Source organism: Herbaspirillum sp. WKF16, assembly GCF_028993615.1.
Classification (GTDB): Bacteria; Pseudomonadota; Gammaproteobacteria; order Burkholderiales; family Burkholderiaceae_D; genus Herbaspirillum.
The window spans coordinates 4,755,814-4,772,563 of sequence record NZ_CP118632.1; the positions used below are offsets into that span (position 1 = coordinate 4,755,814).

Sequence of the window (16,750 nt, forward strand, 5' to 3'; positions counted from 1 at the left end):
GTCTCCTTTCGGCTCTTGTGTTGCGAGCATAACTAACTGGATGTTAAAAAAGCGCCAATCATCATAGGTCAGCGAAATAGGCCATACAATACGGTAAAAATACCTGGCGCAATGCAGCATACACCGTCCGGCCGGCCCGCATCCGCGCTGGGCCGCCCGCCAGGCGCCGAGGGACTCCCAGGGATCAGCAGCACACCATGAGCACGCCACCGCCCATCGACTTCGAACAGGTATTCATGCATGCCCCGATCGGCATGTGCGTCTCGCACAACCGCGTCATCCAGCAGGGCAACCTGGCGATGGCGGAGATGTTCGGCTATCCGGTGGAAGCGCTGCGGCTGATGTCGTTCCAGGAGATCTATCCCACCGCCGACGAGTTCGAGCGCACCGGGCTGCGCCTGGTGCCCATCCTCAACGAAAAGGGTTTCTACTCCGACGAGCGCATCATGAAGCGCTCCAGCGACGAGATGTTCTGGTGCCACGTCACCGGCCACTCGCTGGTGCTGGGCGACCCGCATGCGGCCGGCATCTGGACCTTCGAGGATGTCAGCGCCAAGCGCCCGATCGCGCCCGGCCTGACCCCGCGCGAGCGCGAGATCGCCGCGCTGCTGGTGGAAGGCAAGACCAGCAAGCTGATCGCGCGCCAGGTGGAGTTGAGCCCGCGCACGGTGGAAATGCACCGCGCCCGGCTGATGCGCAAGTTCGCCGCGTCGACCTCTTCCGAGCTGGTGCACAAACTCCTGAGCATCACGCCCTAGGCTTCCCCGGCAACGCGCCGGCGGACCTGCGTTTCAGAACGGCTGCCCGGCGAAACGCTCGGCCAGAAAATCCAGCATCGTACGCAGCGTCGCCGGCATGTGCTTGCGCGAGGCATACACCGCGTACATGCCCAGGCGCGTGGGCTCATGCTCCGGCAGCAGCGCCACCAATCGGCCGGACGCCACCAGCGGAGCCACCGAATACGCCGGCATGTGGCCGATGCCCACGCCCGCCAGCACCGCCTGCAGCAGCACCGTCACCTCGTTGGCGCTGATGCTGCCGCCCACCGCCACCGACGACGCCTTGCCGCCGCTCCTGGGTTCGAACTGCCACAGGCTGCGGCCGACGTAGGAATGCGTCAGGCAATTGTGCAGGGCCAGGTCTTCCACCTGCTGCGGCGCGCCATGGCGCGCCAGGTACTCGGGAGTGGCGCAGATCACCGAGCGGCACACCGCCAGCTGGCGCGCGATCAGGTTGGGCTCCAGCCGCGTGGTCATGCGGATGGCCAGGTCGATGCGCTCCTCCACCAGGTTGACCGTACGGTCCAGCGCCACCAGGTCGACCGCCACTTCCGGGTAGCGCCGGCCGTAGTCGACCACCGCCTGCACCAGCTGGGTCTGCGTGAATGAGGTGCTGGAAGTGATGCGCAGCAAGCCTCGCGGCGTCTCCTCGGGCGCGACCACCGCGTGGCGCAGGTCGTCGGAGAATTCCAGCATGCGCCGGCAGCGCGGCAGGATCTCGTTGCCGGCCGGCGTGAGCGACAGGCGCCGCGTAGTCCGGTGCAGCAGCCGCGCGCCCACCCACTCCTCCAGCTCGGCCACGTGCCGCGATACCACCGGGCGCGACAGGTCCAGCTGCCGGGCCGCGGCCGACAGGCTGCCGCTGTCGGCCACGGTCACGAATACTTGCATTGCCGTCAGGCGGTCCATGGGGCTTCCTTTATCTGAACGTTTTCAGAAACAAACTGTATTGGATTATGCAGTTTTTCCGTTCGAAAGAAGCCGTTAAGCTTTTCCCCACTCTCTCCCGGACAACACGAAAGGAAACCCCATGAACATCGCCATCATCGGCGCCTCCGGCAACGTCGGCAGCCGCATCCTCGACGAAGCCCTGCGCCGCGGCCACAGCGTCGTCGCCATCGCCCGCGACGCCGCCCGCCTCCCCGAGCGCGCCGGCGTCACCGCGCGCAGCGCCGACGTCAAGGACGGCGCCGCGCTGGCGGCCGCCATCCGGGGCGCCGACGCGGTGGTCTCCAGCGGCCGCTTCGCCAGCTACACGGCGGCCGACCTGCTGCCCGCGCTGAAGCAGGCCGGCGTCAAGCGCCTGGCCGTGGTGGGCGGTGCCGGCAGCCTGGAAATCGCGCCGGGCAAGGCGCTGATCGACACCCCGGAATTCCCCGCAGAGTACAAGCCGGAAGCGTCGGCCGGCCGCGACTTCCTTAACGAGCTGCGCGCGGTGGGGGACATCGACTGGACCTTCCTCTCGCCCTCCGCCCTGTTCGTGGCGGGCGAGCGTACCGGCAAGTTCCGTCTCGGCAACGACCAGTTGCTGGCCGGCGACGATGGCAAGAGTTGGATCTCCTACGAAGACTACGCCATCGCCCTGCTGGACGAGCTGGAGCAACCGCGGCACGTGCGCGCCCGCTTCACCGTGGGTTACTGAGCATGAGCGCGCCGGCGCCGACCCAGGTCCTGCACTACATCCACGACCCGCTGTGCGGCTGGTGCTACGGCGCCGCGCCGCTGGTGGCCGCGGCGCGCGAGGTGCTGCCGGTGCAGGCGCACGGCGGTGGCATGATGGCCGGGCGCAACCGCCGCCCGGTCGACGCCGCGCTGCGCGATTATGTGATGCCGCACGACCGCCGCATCGCCCAGATCACCGGCCAGGTGTTCGGCGACAATTATTTCAACGGCTTGCTGGCCGACACCGGCGCGGTGTTCGACTCGGCGCCGCCGATCGCCGCGATCCTTGCGATGCAGGCGCTCAAGGGAGCGGACGCCGGCCTGGACATGCTGGCGGCGATCCAGCGCGCGCATTACCGGGACGGGCGCCGCATCTCGGACGAGGCGACCCTGTCTGCGCTGGCGCTGCAGCTGGGTGTGGGCGAAGAGGATTTCGCGCGCGTCATGCGCTTGGTGGAAGCGGAAGAATTGACGAACCACATCGAGGCCAGCCGCGCGCTGCTGAACCATGTCGGCGGGCGCGGCTTTCCCACCTTCGTATTGCAGCGGGGCGACGCATTGGAGGCGCTGGACACCGGGACGTGGCTGGGACGGCCGGAGCAATGGGCGGCGTTCTTGCGGCAGGAAACCGGCGCGATGGCATCTGCCGGCGCGTCACCGCCTGCGCTGTGCGATATCGACGGCGGTAATTGCAACTGACCCGTCCGCGCCGATCCGTTGTCGCCGGCCAGTGACGTTGGTCATATATCGACGACCGCTGGACGACGCTGGGTTCCTGCTTTCGCAGGGACGACAGGGTGGAGAGAACTTGCACCCTCGATTGCGCGAGATGTTCCCACGGCCCGCCGTTCCTGCGAAAGCAGGAACCCAGTGACTTTCATTGCGCCTCAACCTATAACGGCAAGCCCAGGCCCTTCAACTGTTCCCGCGTGCTCCCGGCATCCACATGATGGATGCCATGCCAACCGAGCGCCTGCGCCGCCTCGACATTCTTCTTCACGTCATCGATGAACACCAGCTCGCCCGGCTTCAAGCCGGCCAGGTGGCGCCCGTAGCGCGCCAGCGCGATCTGGTAGATGCGCGGCTCGGGCTTGATGCATTGCTCCACGCCGGAGACCACGATGTCCTGGAACACGTCCAGGAAGTCGTAGTTCTCGCGCGCATAGGGGAAGGTCTCGGCCGACCAGTTGGTGAGGCCGAACAGCGGCACCTGCCTGGCATGCAACTCCTTGAGCAAGGCCACGCCATCGTCCAGCGGGCCGCGCAGCATTTCCTTCCAGCGGTCGTAGAAGGCGCGGATCAGGCCCTCGTGCTGCGGATGCTCGCGCACCAGCTGCTCAGTGCCGTCGACCAGCGAACGGCCGCCGTCCTGGCGGACATTCCATTCGGGCGAACAGACGTGGGTCAGGAAATGCAGGCGCTCGGCGTCGTCGGCGATCAGGTGCCGGTAGACGTGCAGCGGGCTCCAGTCGAACAAAACGCCGCCGAAATCGAACACGACGGCGTGCACGCCGGCAGCGGAAACGGGGATGGTCATGCGTGGCTTCCTCCGGAAGATGGGCGTTCCATTCTACTGGCGCGCCGCGGCGCACGCGTGAAGAAGTGTAAGCGGGCCCGTCCTAGAGCGAGCGGAAAAACTCGAACAGTTCCGGCGCGTCCGCATAGCCGACGTTGAAACGGAAGCTGGCCTTCTCGGGCGCGGCCAGGTGGAAGAAATCGCCCGGCGCCAGCCAGATGCCCTTCTGCCGCGCGCGGTCGGCGATCTCGCGCGCCGACAGCTTGCTGTCTTCCAGCGTGGCCCAGGTGAACATGCCGCCGCGCGCGGCCGTGAACGGCGTGAGGCCGGCCTCGGCCAGCTTGGCGTTGAGCGTGGACTGGGCGTTGAGCAGCGTGGCGTTGAGCGTTTGCACGTGGCGCCGGTGATGGCCTTCGGTCAGCACGTTGTGCACCAGGCGCTCGTTGATCTCGGAGTTGGTCAGGGTGAGCACCATCTTGGTATGCACGATCTGGCGCGCCAGGTCGCGCTGGCAGGCGACATAGCCGACCCGCAGCGAGGGCGCGATGGTCTTCGAATAGCTGCCCACGTAGATCACCCGCTGCAGGCCGTCGAGCGCGGCCAGCATGGGGTCGGTGGCCTGGCCCAGCTCGCGGAAGATATCGTCCTCCACCACCCAGAAGCCGTGGCGCTCGGCCGACTGCAGCACGCGCATGGCGCAGGCCGGCGTGTAGGAGGTGCCGGTGGGATTTTGCAGCACGCTGGTGGTGAAGAACATCTTGGGCTGGTGCGCGCGCGCCAGCGTCTCCAGCATGTCGGTGTCGACGCCGCCGGGCACGCGCGGCACGCCGATCACGTTCAGGCCGGCCAGGCGCAGCATGGCGATCAGGTTGCAGTAGCCGGGGTCGTCGATCATCACCGTGTCGCCGGGCTGGGTCATGGTGCGGATCACCAGGTCCAGCGCCTGGGTGGCGCCGTGGGTGGTGAGCACCTGGTCGATCGCCACGTCCAGCGCCCAGTGGCCGAGGAACTGCGCGATCAGCTGGCGCAGCGGCGCATAGCCGAAGGGATGGCCGTAGCCGACCTGCTGCGCGCCGGGCGAGCGAATGATGCGGCGCTCGGCCTGGTGCAGGCCTTCGTCGTTCAACCACTTGCCGGGCAGCCAGCCGCAGCCGGCCTTGATGGGCACGCGCTCGTCGGCGAACATTTCCGACAGCAGCCAGGCCGAGTCGATCACCGGCTCATGCGGCGTGAACACGGCGCGCGCGCCGTTCTGCCCGGCCCGCGCGGCGACGAAGAAGCCGGCCCCGCGCCGCGCCAGCAACATGCCGCGCGCCACCAGCTGCTCATACGCCTCGACCACGGTGGAGGCGCCGATGCCGTGGCTCTCGGCCAGTTGCCGCACCGAGGGCAGGCGTTCGCCGGAGCGCAGCTCGCCGCCCTCGATCAGTTGCGCCAGGCCGTCGGCCACCTGTTCAACCAGGCGGGCGGCGGTGTTTCTTTGCAGATCCAGCTGCAGCGCCTGGCGCTGGGGCTTGGCCATGGAGATTCCTTTACGCGTGGCGCCTGGCGACCTCATTGGCCGTCCGGCGCGGGTGTTCGGCATTCCGTCAAAGTGTATTGATCATCGCATAGGCGCCACCGGCGGCCGCATGCATCCTGTGCATGTGCAGCAAACAGCCACGACCCGCCGCCTTCCGGCAAATAAGGGCAGTACGGCGCGGTGGCGCCCGACGTTGTCGTTCCCGCCGGATGACTCAACACAGTTCACCGAAACAAACAATACAGTTTCGGATCAAATTAAAAAGTGTAGCTAACAATACTGCGACTGTCTGGCAATAATCAAGTCGTTCTCAACTCCGACTACAGATGGTGCGCCCCATGTCCAACACCGAACAACAAGCCGGCCTCTCCGCCTACTGGATGCCGTACACCGCCAACCGCAATTTCAAGGCCAGCCCGCGCATGCTGGTCTCGGCCGAGGGCATGCATTACCGCGACGACGCCGGCAACGCCATCCTCGACGGCACCGCCGGCCTGTGGTGTGTGCCGCTGGGCCACGCCCATCCCAAGATCGTGTCTGCCGTGCAGAAATCGGTCGCCACGCTGGACTATGCGCCGTCGTTCCAGCTCGGCCACCCTAGCGCCTTCGAACTGGCCGAGCGCCTCAAGGCCTACACCGGCAACCGTTTCTCCAACGTGTTCTATACCGGCTCCGGCTCGGAGGCGGTGGATACGGCGCTGAAGATCGCGCTGGCCTATCACCGCACCAAGGGCAACGCCACCCGCACCCGCTTCATCGGCCGCGAGCGGGGCTACCATGGCGTGGGCTTCGGCGGCATGTCGGTGGGCGGCATCGGCGGCAACCGCAAGACCTTCAGCACCGCGCTGATCGCCGGCGTGGACCACCTGCCGCACACCCATAACCTGGAGAAGAACGCCTTCACCAAGGGCGAGCCGGAATACGGCGCGCACCTGGCCGACGAGCTGGAGCGCCTGGTCGCGCTGCACGACGCCTCCAACATCGCCGCCGTGATCGTCGAACCGGTGGCCGGCTCCACCGGCGTGCTGGTGCCGCCCAAGGGTTACCTGAAGCGCCTGCGCGAACTGTGCACCAAGCACGGCATCCTGCTGATCTTCGACGAAGTGATCACCGGCTTCGGCCGCCTGACCACGCCGTTCGCCTCCGACTACTTCGGCGTCGAGCCGGACATCTTCACCACCGCCAAGGGCCTCACCAACGGCGTGGTGCCGATGGGCGCGGTGTTCGTCAAGCAAGAGATCCACGACGCCTTCATGAACGGCCCGGACGGCATCGAGCTGTTCCACGGCTACACCTACTCCGGCCACCCGTTGGCCTGCGCCGCCGGCCTGGCTTCGCTGGACGTGTTCGAGCAGGAAGGCGTGCTGGAGCATGCGCAGTCGGTGTCCGATTACTTCCAGGATGCGGCGCACGCGCTGCGCGGCCTGCCGCACGTCATCGACGTGCGCACCATCGGCCTGATCGCCGGCATCGAGCTGGCCTCGATCCAGGGCCGGGTCGGCGCGCGCGCCTACGACGCCTTCGTGCGCGCCTTCAACGACGGCATCCTGATCCGCGTCACCGGCGACATCATCGCGCTGTCGCCGCCGCTGATCATCAGCAAGCAACAGATCGACGAGCTGTTCGGCAAGCTCGCCGCGATCCTCAAGACCCTCGCCTAACCGATATCCGGAGCCACAAGCAACAATGGAAAAGATTACCCACTACATCGGCGGCAAGCGCGTCGATACCGTCAGCGGCCGCTACGCCGATGTCTTCAATCCGGCGCAGGGCGTGCCGGTGGCGCAGGTCGCGCTGGGCACGGCCGATGAGGTCGACGCCGCCGTCAAGGCCGGCGCCGCCGCCTTCCCGGCCTGGTCCAACACGCCGCCGCTGACCCGCGCGCGCGTGCTGTTCCGCTTCCTGCACCTGATCCAGCAGCGCGCCGACGACTTCGCCCGCATCATCGTGCGCGAGCACGGCAAGACCTTCTCCGACGCCCAGGGCGAAGTCGCGCGCGGCATCGAGATCGTCGAGTTCGCCGCCGGCATCCCGCAGATGCTCAAAGGCGAATACACCGACCAGATCGCGCGCGGCATCGACGCCTGGTCGATGCGCCAGGCGCTGGGCGTGGTGGCCGGCATCACGCCGTTCAACTTCCCCGCCATGGTGCCGATGTGGATGTTCCCGATCGCCATCGCCTGCGGCAACAGCTTCGTGCTCAAGCCCTCCGAGCGCGATCCTTCCGCCGCGCTGCTGATCGCCGAGCTGCTGCAGGAAGCCGGCCTGCCGGATGGCGTGTTCAACGTCATCCAGGGCGACAAGGTCACCGTGGACGCCCTGCTCGACCATCCGCAGGTGAAGGCCATCAGCTTCGTCGGCTCGACCCCGATTGCCGAATACATCTATGCGCGCGGCTCGGCCAAGGGCAAGCGCGTGCAAGCCCTGGGCGGCGCCAAGAACCACATGGTGGTGATGCCCGACGCCGACATGTCGCTGGCGGTCGATGCCTTGATGGGCGCGGCCTTCGGCTCGGCCGGCGAGCGCTGCATGGCGATCTCGGTGGCGGTGGCGGTCGGCTCCGCCGGCGACCAGCTGGTGCAGGCCCTGGCCGAACGCGCGCGCAATCTCAAGATCAACGAAGGCAACGCGGCCGGCGCCGAAATGGGACCGGTGGTCACCGCGGCCGCCAAGCAACGCATCGAAGGCCTGATCGCGCGCGGCGTGGAAGAAGGCGCCAAGCTGGTGGTCGACGGGCGCGGCTACAAGGTGCCGGGTTTCGAGCAGGGCTTCTTCGTCGGCGGTACGCTGTTCGACCATGTCACGCCGGAGATGACGGTGTACAAGGAAGAGATCTTCGGCCCCGTGCTGTGCGTGCTGCGCGCGCCCGACATCGCCAGCGCGGTGGAGCTGATCAACGCCCATGAGTACGGCAACGGCGTGGCGGTGTACACGCGCGACGGCGGCGTGGCGCGCGAATTCGTGCGCCAGATCGAGGTCGGCATGGTGGGCGTGAACGTGCCGTTGCCGGTGCCGATGGCCTTCAGCAGTTTCGGCGGCTGGAAGCGCAGCCTGTTCGGCGACCATCACATGTACGGACCGGAAGGCGTGCGCTTCTACACCCGGGCCAAGGCGGTGATGCAGCGCTGGCCCAACACCGCCAGCGCGGGCGCCGAGTTCGCCTTCCCGCAGATGAAATGATGTGACGAAAAACGGCATGAAATCCTTCATGCCGTTTTTCATTTCGGCAGGGCGAAAATGCGCTGCCGGTTGTTGGTGCAAAAAGCAGGGAACGTGGTGCAGATGCCAAACGGCGGGAACCGAAATGCACCGCGATGTCGATGAAAATTTTTAAGCGCACAAAGGGAGGGAAAGGAAGACAATCCTGATGGAGCGATTCGCCGCAGGACGCGGCGAAGGAGTCCCCGGCAAGAAGAAAATCCGCATCGCCACCGCATGAAAAATACATCGGGGCATGGGCAACGGATACCGAACAGAAACAGAGACACAGCATTTCACGGCCAGGAGGAGCCCGCCATGATCGTTCGCATCATGTCACGCCCGTTCGACCTCGCTTATCCGCGTTTTTTTGGCGGAGGAATGCGCTCGTCCGCCGGCATCGCAGGCGTCTCGTTTCATCCGGATTTTCACTCTTGCTGGGCATGGAATTTGCGTTGAGAGCCGTTGAAGTTTCGTGGATGTCACTTGTGAATTTTTTATCCTGAGGGAGATGTGAATATGATCAGCCGTCGCGATTTTCTGAAACTGTCCGCACTGGCCGCGCCGGGAGCGCTGAGCGTCACCGATGTGTTCGCGCAAGCCGATGCGATTTCCTTCGGCTGCCCGGTGCCGATGTCGGGTCCGTTCGCCGCCAACGGCAAGTTCGCCGACATGGGCATGAAGCTGGCGCTGCAGAAATACGGCAAGGTGCTGGGCAAGAACACCAGCTACGTGACGCTGGACACCGAGGGCAAGCCGGCCACCGCCGTGCGCAAGATGCAGGAGACCATCGAGAAGGGCACGCGCTTCTTCGCCGGCGGCATCCTCTCGGGCGAAGCGCTGGCCATGGGCAAGGAAGCCGACAAGGCCGGCAGCATCTTCATCACCACCGCCGGCGCCGACGAGATCACCGGCACCGACTGCAACCGCTCGACCTTCCGCTGGTCGGTGCCGACCTTCGGCGCCATCGAGCAGACCGTGCGCCCGCTGCTGGAGAAGATGCCCAACGCCAAGCGCTGGTACACCATCACGCCGCAATACGTGTTCGGCGAGGGCCTGCTGTCGGCGGCCAAGAACATCTTCAAGGAAAAGGGCATCGAGCACGTCGGCAACAGCTACCACTCGCTGACCGAGAAGGAGTTCTCCGGCTACCTGACCAACGCCATGGCCGCCAAGCCGGACGTGCTGCTGCTTCTGAACTTCGGCTCGCAATCCTCCGACACGCTGCGCCAGGCGGTCAGCTTCGGCATGAAGAACAACTGTACGATCCTGATGGCCTGGGCTTCCGGCCTGGAGCAGTTCGAGACGCTGGGCGCCGACATCTGCGACGGCGTCTACTTCGGCGCGCAGTACTGGCACGCGATCGATTCGCCCTTCAACAAGGAATTCGTCAAGCTGGTCAACGACACGCTGAAGATCGATCCCAACTACAGCCTGGCCGGCTCCTACATCTGCACCAAGATCATGCTGGACGCCATCATCAAGGCCAACAGCACCGATCCCAAGGCGGTCATCGCGGCCATGGAAGGCATGAAGTACGAAGGCCTGACCGGCACCGAGGAAATCCGCAAGGGCGACCACCAGGTCATCAAGAACTACTACCTGCTCAAGGGCAAGGCGAAGTCCAAGATGGCCAACAAGAACGACTACGCGGATATCGTGTCTTCCGGCAAGTCGTTCCTGGCGCTGGACAAGACGCAATGCAAGCTGTGATGCGTTTGAGCTCGCGCGGCTACTCAACCGTTCGGACTGAGTAGCCGCGCGAGCGGCGTATCGAGGGCGCCCTGCGCGTGAAGCGCGACGGCGCGTCTTCGATACGACCCTTCGGGTCTACTCAGTCCGAACGGTCATTGATGTATTACTGAACGTCACGAGGTCTCATGAATATCTACCTGCTGCAGATCGCCAACGGCGTCGGCATCGGCATGCTCTACTTCCTGCTGGCGGTGGGCCTGTCGATCGTCTTCGGCCTGCTGCGCTTCGTCAATTTCTCGCATGGCGCCTTCTTCCTGCTGGGCGCCTACCTGTGCTTCCAGGTGGTCGACATGGGCATCGGCTTCTGGTGGTCGCTGCTGATCGCGCCGCTGGCCGTGGGCCTGTTCGCCTGGGTGGTGGAACGCTTCGTGCTGCGGCATGTGTACGCGCTGCCGCACCACTTCCACATCCTCTTCACGGTCGGCCTGGCGCTGGTGCTGCAGGAGGCCGTGATCTCGGCCTGGGGGCCGCTGGGCAACAACGTCTCGCCGCCCGACATGCTGCAAGGCGTGGTGATGGCCGGCGGCTTCGTCTACCCCAAGTACCGGCTGTTCGTGATCGGCCTGACCGCGGTGATGGCGCTGGTCCTGTGGTGGGTGCTGGAAGGCACGCGCCTGGGCTCGATCGTGCGCGCCGGCAGCGAATCCACCGAGATGGTGTCGCTGCTGGGCCTGAACATCAACCGCATCTTCAGCCTGGTGTTCGCGCTGGGCGCGGCCACCGCCGGCCTGGCCGGCGCGCTGGCCGCTCCGATCCGCGGCGCCGATCCCTTCATGGGCGTGGAGGCGCTGGGCATCGCCTTCGTGGTGGTGGTGGTGGGCGGCCTGGGCAGTTTCTGGGGCGCGCTGATCGGCGGCCTGCTGGTGGGCATCGTGCAAAGCGTGATGAGCACGGTGTGGTCCGAAGGCGCGCACCTGATGATCTACGTCGCCATGGCCGCGGTCATGCTGCTGCGGCCCAACGGCCTGCTCGGCCGACCGGGCGCGGCGTGAGGAGCAACACATGAAACATATCGTGCATTTCCGCTATACCCTGCTGGCCGCCGCCGTGGTGCTGCTGCTGCCGCTGCTGCTGAGTTCAGGCACGCTGGCAACCGAGGTGCTGGTGTTCGCGCTGGCCGCGCTGGGCTGCAACCTGCTGCTGGGATACACCGGACTGATGTCGTTCGGCCAGGGCATCTTCTTCGGCGTGGGCAGCTACGCCACCGGCGTGGTGCTGCTGCAGTTGAAGCTGGGCCTGCTGCCTTCGCTGGCGCTGGCCGCGCTGGGCGGCGCCGCGGTGGCGCTGCTGGTGGGCTGGTTCTCAATCCGCCAGCGCGGCACCTATTTCGTGATGCTGACGCTGGCCTTCGCCCAGATGTTCTACTTCCTGGCCTACACCATGAAGGATGTCACCGGCGGCGACAACGGCCTGCTGGACATTCCGCGCCCGCCGCTCTCGGTGTTCGGCCTGACGCTGCTGCCGACCGGCACCTCCTGGCAGTACTACACGGTGGTGGCGATCCTGTTCGTGCTGGTGTTCTGGATGCTGCAGCGGGTGGTCGATTCGGTGCTGGGCAAGACCCTGCTGGCGGTGCGCGACAACGAGGCGCGCGCCTCGGCGCTGGGCTATGACGTGCGCCTGCTCAAGCTCGCCGCCTTCGTGATCTCGGGCGCCGTGACGGGGCTTGCCGGTGGCCTGCACGCGATGATGACGGGCGTGGCGCCGCTCTCCAACATCGAGTACCACACCAGCGAATCGATCCTGGTGATGACCGTCATCGGCGGCACCGGCAACCTGTTCGCCTCGCTGCTGGGCGCGGCCTTCTACGTGCTGGCCGGCAACTGGCTCTCGACGCTGTGGCCGCGCTGGCTGATGCTGCTGGGCCTGCTGCTGATCGCCGTCAGCCTGTACATGCAAAAGGGCCTGTTCGGCCTGGCCGTGAAACTGGTCAAGCTCCTGCGTCCGGCGAAAAGCGGCGCGCAGGAGAGCATCGCCAAGGAGAAGCATTCATGAGCGCCCCCATCCTGCAGGCGTTGAACGTCACCAAGCGCTACGGCAAGTTCACCGCGGTCAACAACATCACGCTGGACATCATGCCCGGCACCGTGCACTCGGTGATCGGCCCCAACGGCGCCGGCAAGACCACGCTGTTCCACACGCTGACCGGCACCACGCCGATCACGGAGGGCAGCATCCGCGTCGAGGGCCTGGAGGTGGCCCACCTGCCCGGCTACAAGCGGGTGCAGAAAGGCCTGGCGCGCTCGTTCCAGGTGACCAGCCTGTTTCCCAACCTGACGGTGTGGGAGAACCTGCGCCTGGCCGCGCAGGGACGCGCGCCGCTGGCGGCGCTCAACCCATGGCGCCGCGCCGAGCAGATGCGCGCGGCCTGCGAGCTGGCCGACAAGCTGGTGACGCGCCTGTCGTTGCAGCATGTGGCGCAGCGACAGTCCTCGGAACTGTCGCACGGCCAGCAGCGCCGGCTGGAAGTGGGCATGGCCATGGCCGGCCAGCCCAAGGTGATCTTCCTCGACGAGCCGACCTCGGGCATGGGCATCGACGACATCGCCGACATGAAGCGCCTGATCCACAGCCTGCGCGAGGACTACACGGTGGTGCTGATCGAGCACAACATGGATATCGTGATGGACATTTCCGACCGCATCACCGTGATGCAGCTGGGCCAGATCCTGGCGCAGGGCAAACCCGACGAGATCCGCCGCGACGAACGCGTGCGCCGCGCCTATCTCGGCAGCATGATCACCGGAGGCAAAGCATGATCCTGCAAGTGCAAGACGTTCACGGCTACTATGGCAAGAGCCATATCCTGCAAGGCGTGTCGCTGGAGGTGGACGCGGGCGAGGTGGTGACCCTGCTGGGCCGCAACGGCGCCGGCAAGACCACCACGCTCAAGAGCATCGTCGGCGTGGTGCCGCCGACCCAGGGGCGCGTGCTGTTCGAGGGCCAGCAGGTCAGCGGCCTGCCGCCGCACAAGATCGCCGCGCGCGGCGTGTGCCTGGTGCCGGAGCACCGCGGCATCTTCAAGCTGCTGACCGTGGAAGAGAACCTCACCATGGCCGCCCGCAAGGAATCGGCCTGGGGCCTGGAAGACGTCTACAAGATCTTCCCGCGCCTGAAGGAGCGCCGCAGGAACGGCGGCGGCCAGCTCTCCGGCGGCGAGCAGCAGATGCTGGCGATCGCGCGCGCGCTGATGACGCACCCGCGCGTGATGATGCTGGACGAACCTGTGGAAGGCCTGGCGCCGGTGATCGTCGACGAGATCGTGGCGCAGATCAAGCTGATCAAGGCCACCGGGATGTCCATCATCCTGGTGGAGCAGAACCTGGAGGTGTGCACGCAACTGGCCGACCGCCACTACATCGTGGAGCAGGGACGTGTCGTCTACAGCGGCGGCAACGCCGAGTTCCTGGCCGACGACGGCATCAAGGACCGCTACCTGGGCGTGAACCTGGCGGCGTGACAAATCTCATGTCGCCGGTTCGGCCTGCGGCCTGCCCAGGCCGAACGGCAATTGGAATATCGATCATCTGGCAAGAAGGAAAAGCAATCATGGACATGAAAACCAAAGCAAGCGCCCTGCGCATCGACGGCGACCGCCTGTGGGATTCGCTGATGGCGCTGGGCAAGATCGGCGGCACCGCCAAGGGCGGCGTCTGCCGGCTGGCGCTGACCGACCTCGACAAGCAAGGCCGCGACCTGGTGACCTCCTGGGCCCGGGCCGAAGGCATGAGCGTGGTGGTCGACCAGATCGGCAACATCTTCATGCGCCGCGCCGGCCGCAACAACGACCTGCCGCCGGTGATGACCGGCTCGCACATCGACACCCAGCCGACCGGCGGCAAGTTCGACGGCAACTACGGCGTGCTCTCCGGCATCGAGGTAATCCGCACGCTGAACCAGCACAAGATCCAGACCGAGGCGCCCATCGAGGTGGCGGTGTGGACCAATGAGGAAGGCTCGCGCTTCGTGCCGGTAATGATGGGTTCGGGCGTGTTCTGCGGCGCCTTCACGCTGGAGCACGCCTACAACGCCACCGACGTCGACGGCAAGAAGGTCAGAGATGAGCTGGAGCGCATTGGCTACATCGGCGAGCAGACCTGCGGCGACCATCCGATCGGCGCCTACTACGAGGCGCACATCGAGCAGGGCCCGGTGCTGGAGAACGCCGACACCGTGATCGGCGTGGTGCCGGCGGTGCTGGGCCTGTCCTGGTACGACTGCACGGTGACCGGTTTCGAGTCGCACGCGGGCCCCACGCCGATGGAGATCCGCAAGGACGCGCTGCAGGTGTCCACCTACATCATGCAAGAGGTGGTGGCCATCGCCAACCGCTATCCGCCCTACGGCCGCGGCACGGTGGGTCAGGTGCAGGTGATGCCCAACAGCCGCAATGTGATCCCCGGCCAGGTGAAGTTCTCCATCGACCTGCGCAACGTCAGCGACGAGACGCTCAACCGCATGCACGAGGACCTGCTGGCCTATCTTGAGGCGATGCGCCGGAAGACCGGCCTTGCCATCGAGCTGGAGCGCGTCTCCTACTTCCCGCCCTGCCCCTTCCATCCGGACTGCGTGGACAACGTGCGCGGCGCCGCCGGCGCGCTCGGCTACAAGACCATGGACGTGGTCTCCGGCGCCGGCCACGACGCCATCTACGCCGCGCGCCTGGCGCCGGCCGGCATGATCTTCGTGCCCTGCAAGGACGGCGTGTCGCACAACGAGATCGAGGACGCCAAGCCGGAGCACCTGGAGGCGGGCTGCAACGTGCTGCTGCAAGCCATGCTGGCCAGCGCCGGCGTGGTCAACGAGTGAGGATAGAGATGAAACCCAGGATCGTCATTGCCCGCATGAATCACGAGACCAATACCTTCTCGCCGATTCCCACGCCGCTGGAAGCCTTCGACCCGCAGTGGGACGAGGCCGCCTACCGCGACCAGAAAGGCGCGCGCACCGCGATGGGCGCCTTCCTCGACATCGCCGGGAAGATGGGCGCCGAGATCGTCACGCCGCTGGCGGCCTGGGCCAATCCCAGCGCGGCGGTGGCGGCCGACGCCTACACCGTGATGTGCGACGGCATCGTGCGCGCCATCGAGCAGGGCTGCGACGCCATCATGCTCGACCTGCACGGCGCCATGGTGGCCGAAAACGCCGACGACGGCGAAGGCGCGCTGCTGGAGCGCATCCGCAAGGTCGCGCCCGACACGCCGATGACGGTGGCGCTGGACCTGCACGGCAACGTCACGCAAAAGATGATCGAGCATGCCGACATCGTGGTCAGCTTCAAGACCTATCCGCACATCGACATGTACGAGACCGGCGAACATGCCGGGCGCCTGCTGGTCGATCTGCTCAACGGAACATCCAGGCCGCTGGTGGCCTGGCGCCAGGTGCCGTTGCTGTCGGCCACGCTGACCAGCAACACTTCGGCCTCGGCCATGCAGCGCGCGGTGCAGGCCGCGCAGGAGGCGGAGAAACAGGACGGCGTGCTGGCCGTCTCGGTGCTGGCCGGCTTCCCCTTGTCCGACTTCCGCGACGCCGGCATGTCGGTGGTGGTGGTGACCGAGAACGACAACATCCTGGCCGACGCCGTGGCCGAGAAGATCGCCCGCCAGATCTGGACCGAACGCGACGACTTCGTCTACGACAGCCTGCCCCTCAGGGAATCGCTGGCCCAGGCCAAGCTGCGCAGCCTCGGCGCCGGCAACGGCCCGGTGCTGCTGCTGGACCACAGCGACAACGTCATGTCGGGCGGCACCTGCAACACCATGGACGTGCTGGAGGCGGCGCTGGAGGCCGGCCTGGACGGCATCGCGGTGGGCCCGATCAGCGATCCGGAAGCGGTGGCGCACATGGTCGAGGCTGGCCTGGGCGCGACCGTCACGCTGGCGGTAGGCAACAAGGTGCAGCTCACGCAGCAGGGCATCAGCAAGGTGCCGCCGCTGCTGTCGGGCAAGGTGGCGGCGATCACCGACGGCAGGTTCACCGTGACCGGTCCGATCTATACCGGATCGACCATCCAGATGGGCCGCAGCGTGCTGCTCGACATCGGCCGCGCGAAGATCGTGGTGACCGAGGAGCGCGTCGAGCCCTACGATCTCGGCGTGTTCACCAGCCTGGGCCTGGATCCGGCGCGGCAGTCCTTCCTGATCCTGAAGTCGCGCATGTATTGCCGGCCGGTGTTCGTGCCGATCAGCCGCGGGCTGGTCGAGTGCGATTCCGACAGCGGCGGCCCGACCAGCTCCAACCTGAAGCTGTTCCCGATCAAGAAGGTGCGGCGCCCGGTCTATCCGCTGGACGCGGACATGGCCTGGTAAGCCGTTG

Annotated in this window: 16 protein-coding genes; 13 read left to right on the top strand and 3 right to left on the bottom strand. The window is 66.3% G+C overall.

Annotation, left to right across the window (positions count from 1 at the left end):
- Nucleotides 1–197: 197 nt before the first annotated feature.
- Nucleotides 198–758, top strand: coding sequence for a PAS and helix-turn-helix domain-containing protein (locus tag Herbaro_RS21440; RefSeq protein ID WP_275011625.1), 561 nt, complete (start codon nucleotides 198–200; stop codon nucleotides 756–758).
- A gap of 33 nt (nucleotides 759–791) precedes the next feature.
- Here the strand turns inward: Herbaro_RS21440 and Herbaro_RS21445 are convergent, their stop codons facing one another.
- A complete protein-coding gene (locus Herbaro_RS21445; RefSeq protein WP_275011626.1) occupies nucleotides 792–1,688 on the bottom strand; it encodes a LysR family transcriptional regulator in 897 nt (298 codons plus the stop codon).
- A gap of 121 nt (nucleotides 1,689–1,809) precedes the next feature.
- Here Herbaro_RS21445 and Herbaro_RS21450 point away from each other — a divergent pair, with 121 nt between their 5' ends.
- Nucleotides 1,810–2,421, top strand: coding sequence for an NAD(P)-dependent oxidoreductase (locus tag Herbaro_RS21450; RefSeq protein WP_275011627.1), 612 nt, complete (start codon nucleotides 1,810–1,812; stop codon nucleotides 2,419–2,421).
- Nucleotides 2,422–2,423: 2 nt separating this feature from the next.
- Entirely contained in the window at nucleotides 2,424–3,140 is a 717-nt protein-coding gene (locus tag Herbaro_RS21455; RefSeq protein WP_275011628.1) for a DsbA family protein, read from the top strand.
- Between the two features lie 193 nt (nucleotides 3,141–3,333).
- Here Herbaro_RS21455 and Herbaro_RS21460 read toward each other — a convergent pair whose 3' ends face one another.
- Together Herbaro_RS21460 and Herbaro_RS21465 are read right to left on the bottom strand one after the other, a co-directional pair.
- Nucleotides 3,334–3,978, bottom strand: coding sequence for an HAD family hydrolase (locus Herbaro_RS21460; RefSeq protein ID WP_275011629.1), 645 nt, complete (start codon nucleotides 3,976–3,978; stop codon nucleotides 3,334–3,336).
- A gap of 82 nt (nucleotides 3,979–4,060) precedes the next feature.
- On the bottom strand, nucleotides 4,061–5,479 hold the full coding sequence (locus tag Herbaro_RS21465) for an aminotransferase-like domain-containing protein (protein ID WP_275011630.1): 1,419 nt from the start codon (nucleotides 5,477–5,479) through the stop codon (nucleotides 4,061–4,063).
- Between the two features lie 338 nt (nucleotides 5,480–5,817).
- On the opposite strand from Herbaro_RS21465, the gene Herbaro_RS21470 reads away from it, so the two are divergent.
- The 10 genes from Herbaro_RS21470 (at nucleotide 5,818) to Herbaro_RS21515 (ending at nucleotide 16,743) form a co-directional block, all read left to right on the top strand.
- Complete coding sequence (locus tag Herbaro_RS21470; RefSeq protein WP_275011631.1) at nucleotides 5,818–7,140, top strand: omega-aminotransferase AptA; 1,323 nt, start codon at nucleotides 5,818–5,820, stop codon at nucleotides 7,138–7,140.
- Nucleotides 7,141–7,165: 25 nt separating this feature from the next.
- On the top strand, nucleotides 7,166–8,659 hold the full coding sequence (locus Herbaro_RS21475) for a CoA-acylating methylmalonate-semialdehyde dehydrogenase (protein WP_275011632.1): 1,494 nt from the start codon (nucleotides 7,166–7,168) through the stop codon (nucleotides 8,657–8,659).
- A 336-nt stretch (nucleotides 8,660–8,995) separates the two neighbouring features.
- Entirely contained in the window at nucleotides 8,996–9,136 is a 141-nt protein-coding gene (locus tag Herbaro_RS21480) for a hypothetical protein (RefSeq protein WP_275011633.1), read from the top strand.
- Between the two features lie 60 nt (nucleotides 9,137–9,196).
- Nucleotides 9,197–10,390, top strand: a complete 1,194-nt coding sequence (locus Herbaro_RS21485) for an ABC transporter substrate-binding protein (protein WP_275011634.1) — start codon at nucleotides 9,197–9,199, stop codon at nucleotides 10,388–10,390.
- A gap of 167 nt (nucleotides 10,391–10,557) precedes the next feature.
- A complete protein-coding gene (locus Herbaro_RS21490) occupies nucleotides 10,558–11,424 on the top strand; it encodes a branched-chain amino acid ABC transporter permease (RefSeq protein WP_275011635.1) in 867 nt (288 codons plus the stop codon).
- Between the two features lie 10 nt (nucleotides 11,425–11,434).
- Entirely contained in the window at nucleotides 11,435–12,427 is a 993-nt protein-coding gene (locus Herbaro_RS21495; protein WP_275011636.1) for a branched-chain amino acid ABC transporter permease, read from the top strand.
- On the top strand, nucleotides 12,424–13,191 hold the full coding sequence (locus Herbaro_RS21500) for an ABC transporter ATP-binding protein (protein WP_275011637.1): 768 nt from the start codon (nucleotides 12,424–12,426) through the stop codon (nucleotides 13,189–13,191). The genes Herbaro_RS21495 and Herbaro_RS21500 overlap by 4 nt, the downstream gene beginning before the upstream one ends.
- Nucleotides 13,188–13,892, top strand: coding sequence for an ABC transporter ATP-binding protein (locus Herbaro_RS21505; protein WP_275011638.1), 705 nt, complete (start codon nucleotides 13,188–13,190; stop codon nucleotides 13,890–13,892). The genes Herbaro_RS21500 and Herbaro_RS21505 overlap by 4 nt, the downstream gene beginning before the upstream one ends.
- 89 nt (nucleotides 13,893–13,981) lie before the next feature.
- Nucleotides 13,982–15,241, top strand: a complete 1,260-nt coding sequence (locus Herbaro_RS21510) for a Zn-dependent hydrolase (RefSeq protein ID WP_275011639.1) — start codon at nucleotides 13,982–13,984, stop codon at nucleotides 15,239–15,241.
- Between the two features lie 8 nt (nucleotides 15,242–15,249).
- On the top strand, nucleotides 15,250–16,743 hold the full coding sequence (locus Herbaro_RS21515; RefSeq protein WP_275011640.1) for a M81 family metallopeptidase: 1,494 nt from the start codon (nucleotides 15,250–15,252) through the stop codon (nucleotides 16,741–16,743).
- Nucleotides 16,744–16,750 lie beyond the last annotated feature (7 nt).

Coding starts and splice junctions, on each gene's coding strand:
- Herbaro_RS21440 (WP_275011625.1), top strand. CDS start 198: ATGAGCACGCCACCGCCCATCGACTTCGAACAGGTATTCATGCATGCC.
- Herbaro_RS21445 (WP_275011626.1), bottom strand. CDS start 1,688: ATGGACCGCCTGACGGCAATGCAAGTATTCGTGACCGTGGCCGACAGC.
- Herbaro_RS21450 (WP_275011627.1), top strand. CDS start 1,810: ATGAACATCGCCATCATCGGCGCCTCCGGCAACGTCGGCAGCCGCATC.
- Herbaro_RS21455 (WP_275011628.1), top strand. CDS start 2,424: ATGAGCGCGCCGGCGCCGACCCAGGTCCTGCACTACATCCACGACCCG.
- Herbaro_RS21460 (WP_275011629.1), bottom strand. CDS start 3,978: ATGACCATCCCCGTTTCCGCTGCCGGCGTGCACGCCGTCGTGTTCGAT.
- Herbaro_RS21465 (WP_275011630.1), bottom strand. CDS start 5,479: ATGGCCAAGCCCCAGCGCCAGGCGCTGCAGCTGGATCTGCAAAGAAAC.
- Herbaro_RS21470 (WP_275011631.1), top strand. CDS start 5,818: ATGTCCAACACCGAACAACAAGCCGGCCTCTCCGCCTACTGGATGCCG.
- Herbaro_RS21475 (WP_275011632.1), top strand. CDS start 7,166: ATGGAAAAGATTACCCACTACATCGGCGGCAAGCGCGTCGATACCGTC.
- Herbaro_RS21480 (WP_275011633.1), top strand. CDS start 8,996: ATGATCGTTCGCATCATGTCACGCCCGTTCGACCTCGCTTATCCGCGT.
- Herbaro_RS21485 (WP_275011634.1), top strand. CDS start 9,197: ATGATCAGCCGTCGCGATTTTCTGAAACTGTCCGCACTGGCCGCGCCG.
- Herbaro_RS21490 (WP_275011635.1), top strand. CDS start 10,558: ATGAATATCTACCTGCTGCAGATCGCCAACGGCGTCGGCATCGGCATG.
- Herbaro_RS21495 (WP_275011636.1), top strand. CDS start 11,435: ATGAAACATATCGTGCATTTCCGCTATACCCTGCTGGCCGCCGCCGTG.
- Herbaro_RS21500 (WP_275011637.1), top strand. CDS start 12,424: ATGAGCGCCCCCATCCTGCAGGCGTTGAACGTCACCAAGCGCTACGGC.
- Herbaro_RS21505 (WP_275011638.1), top strand. CDS start 13,188: ATGATCCTGCAAGTGCAAGACGTTCACGGCTACTATGGCAAGAGCCAT.
- Herbaro_RS21510 (WP_275011639.1), top strand. CDS start 13,982: ATGGACATGAAAACCAAAGCAAGCGCCCTGCGCATCGACGGCGACCGC.
- Herbaro_RS21515 (WP_275011640.1), top strand. CDS start 15,250: ATGAAACCCAGGATCGTCATTGCCCGCATGAATCACGAGACCAATACC.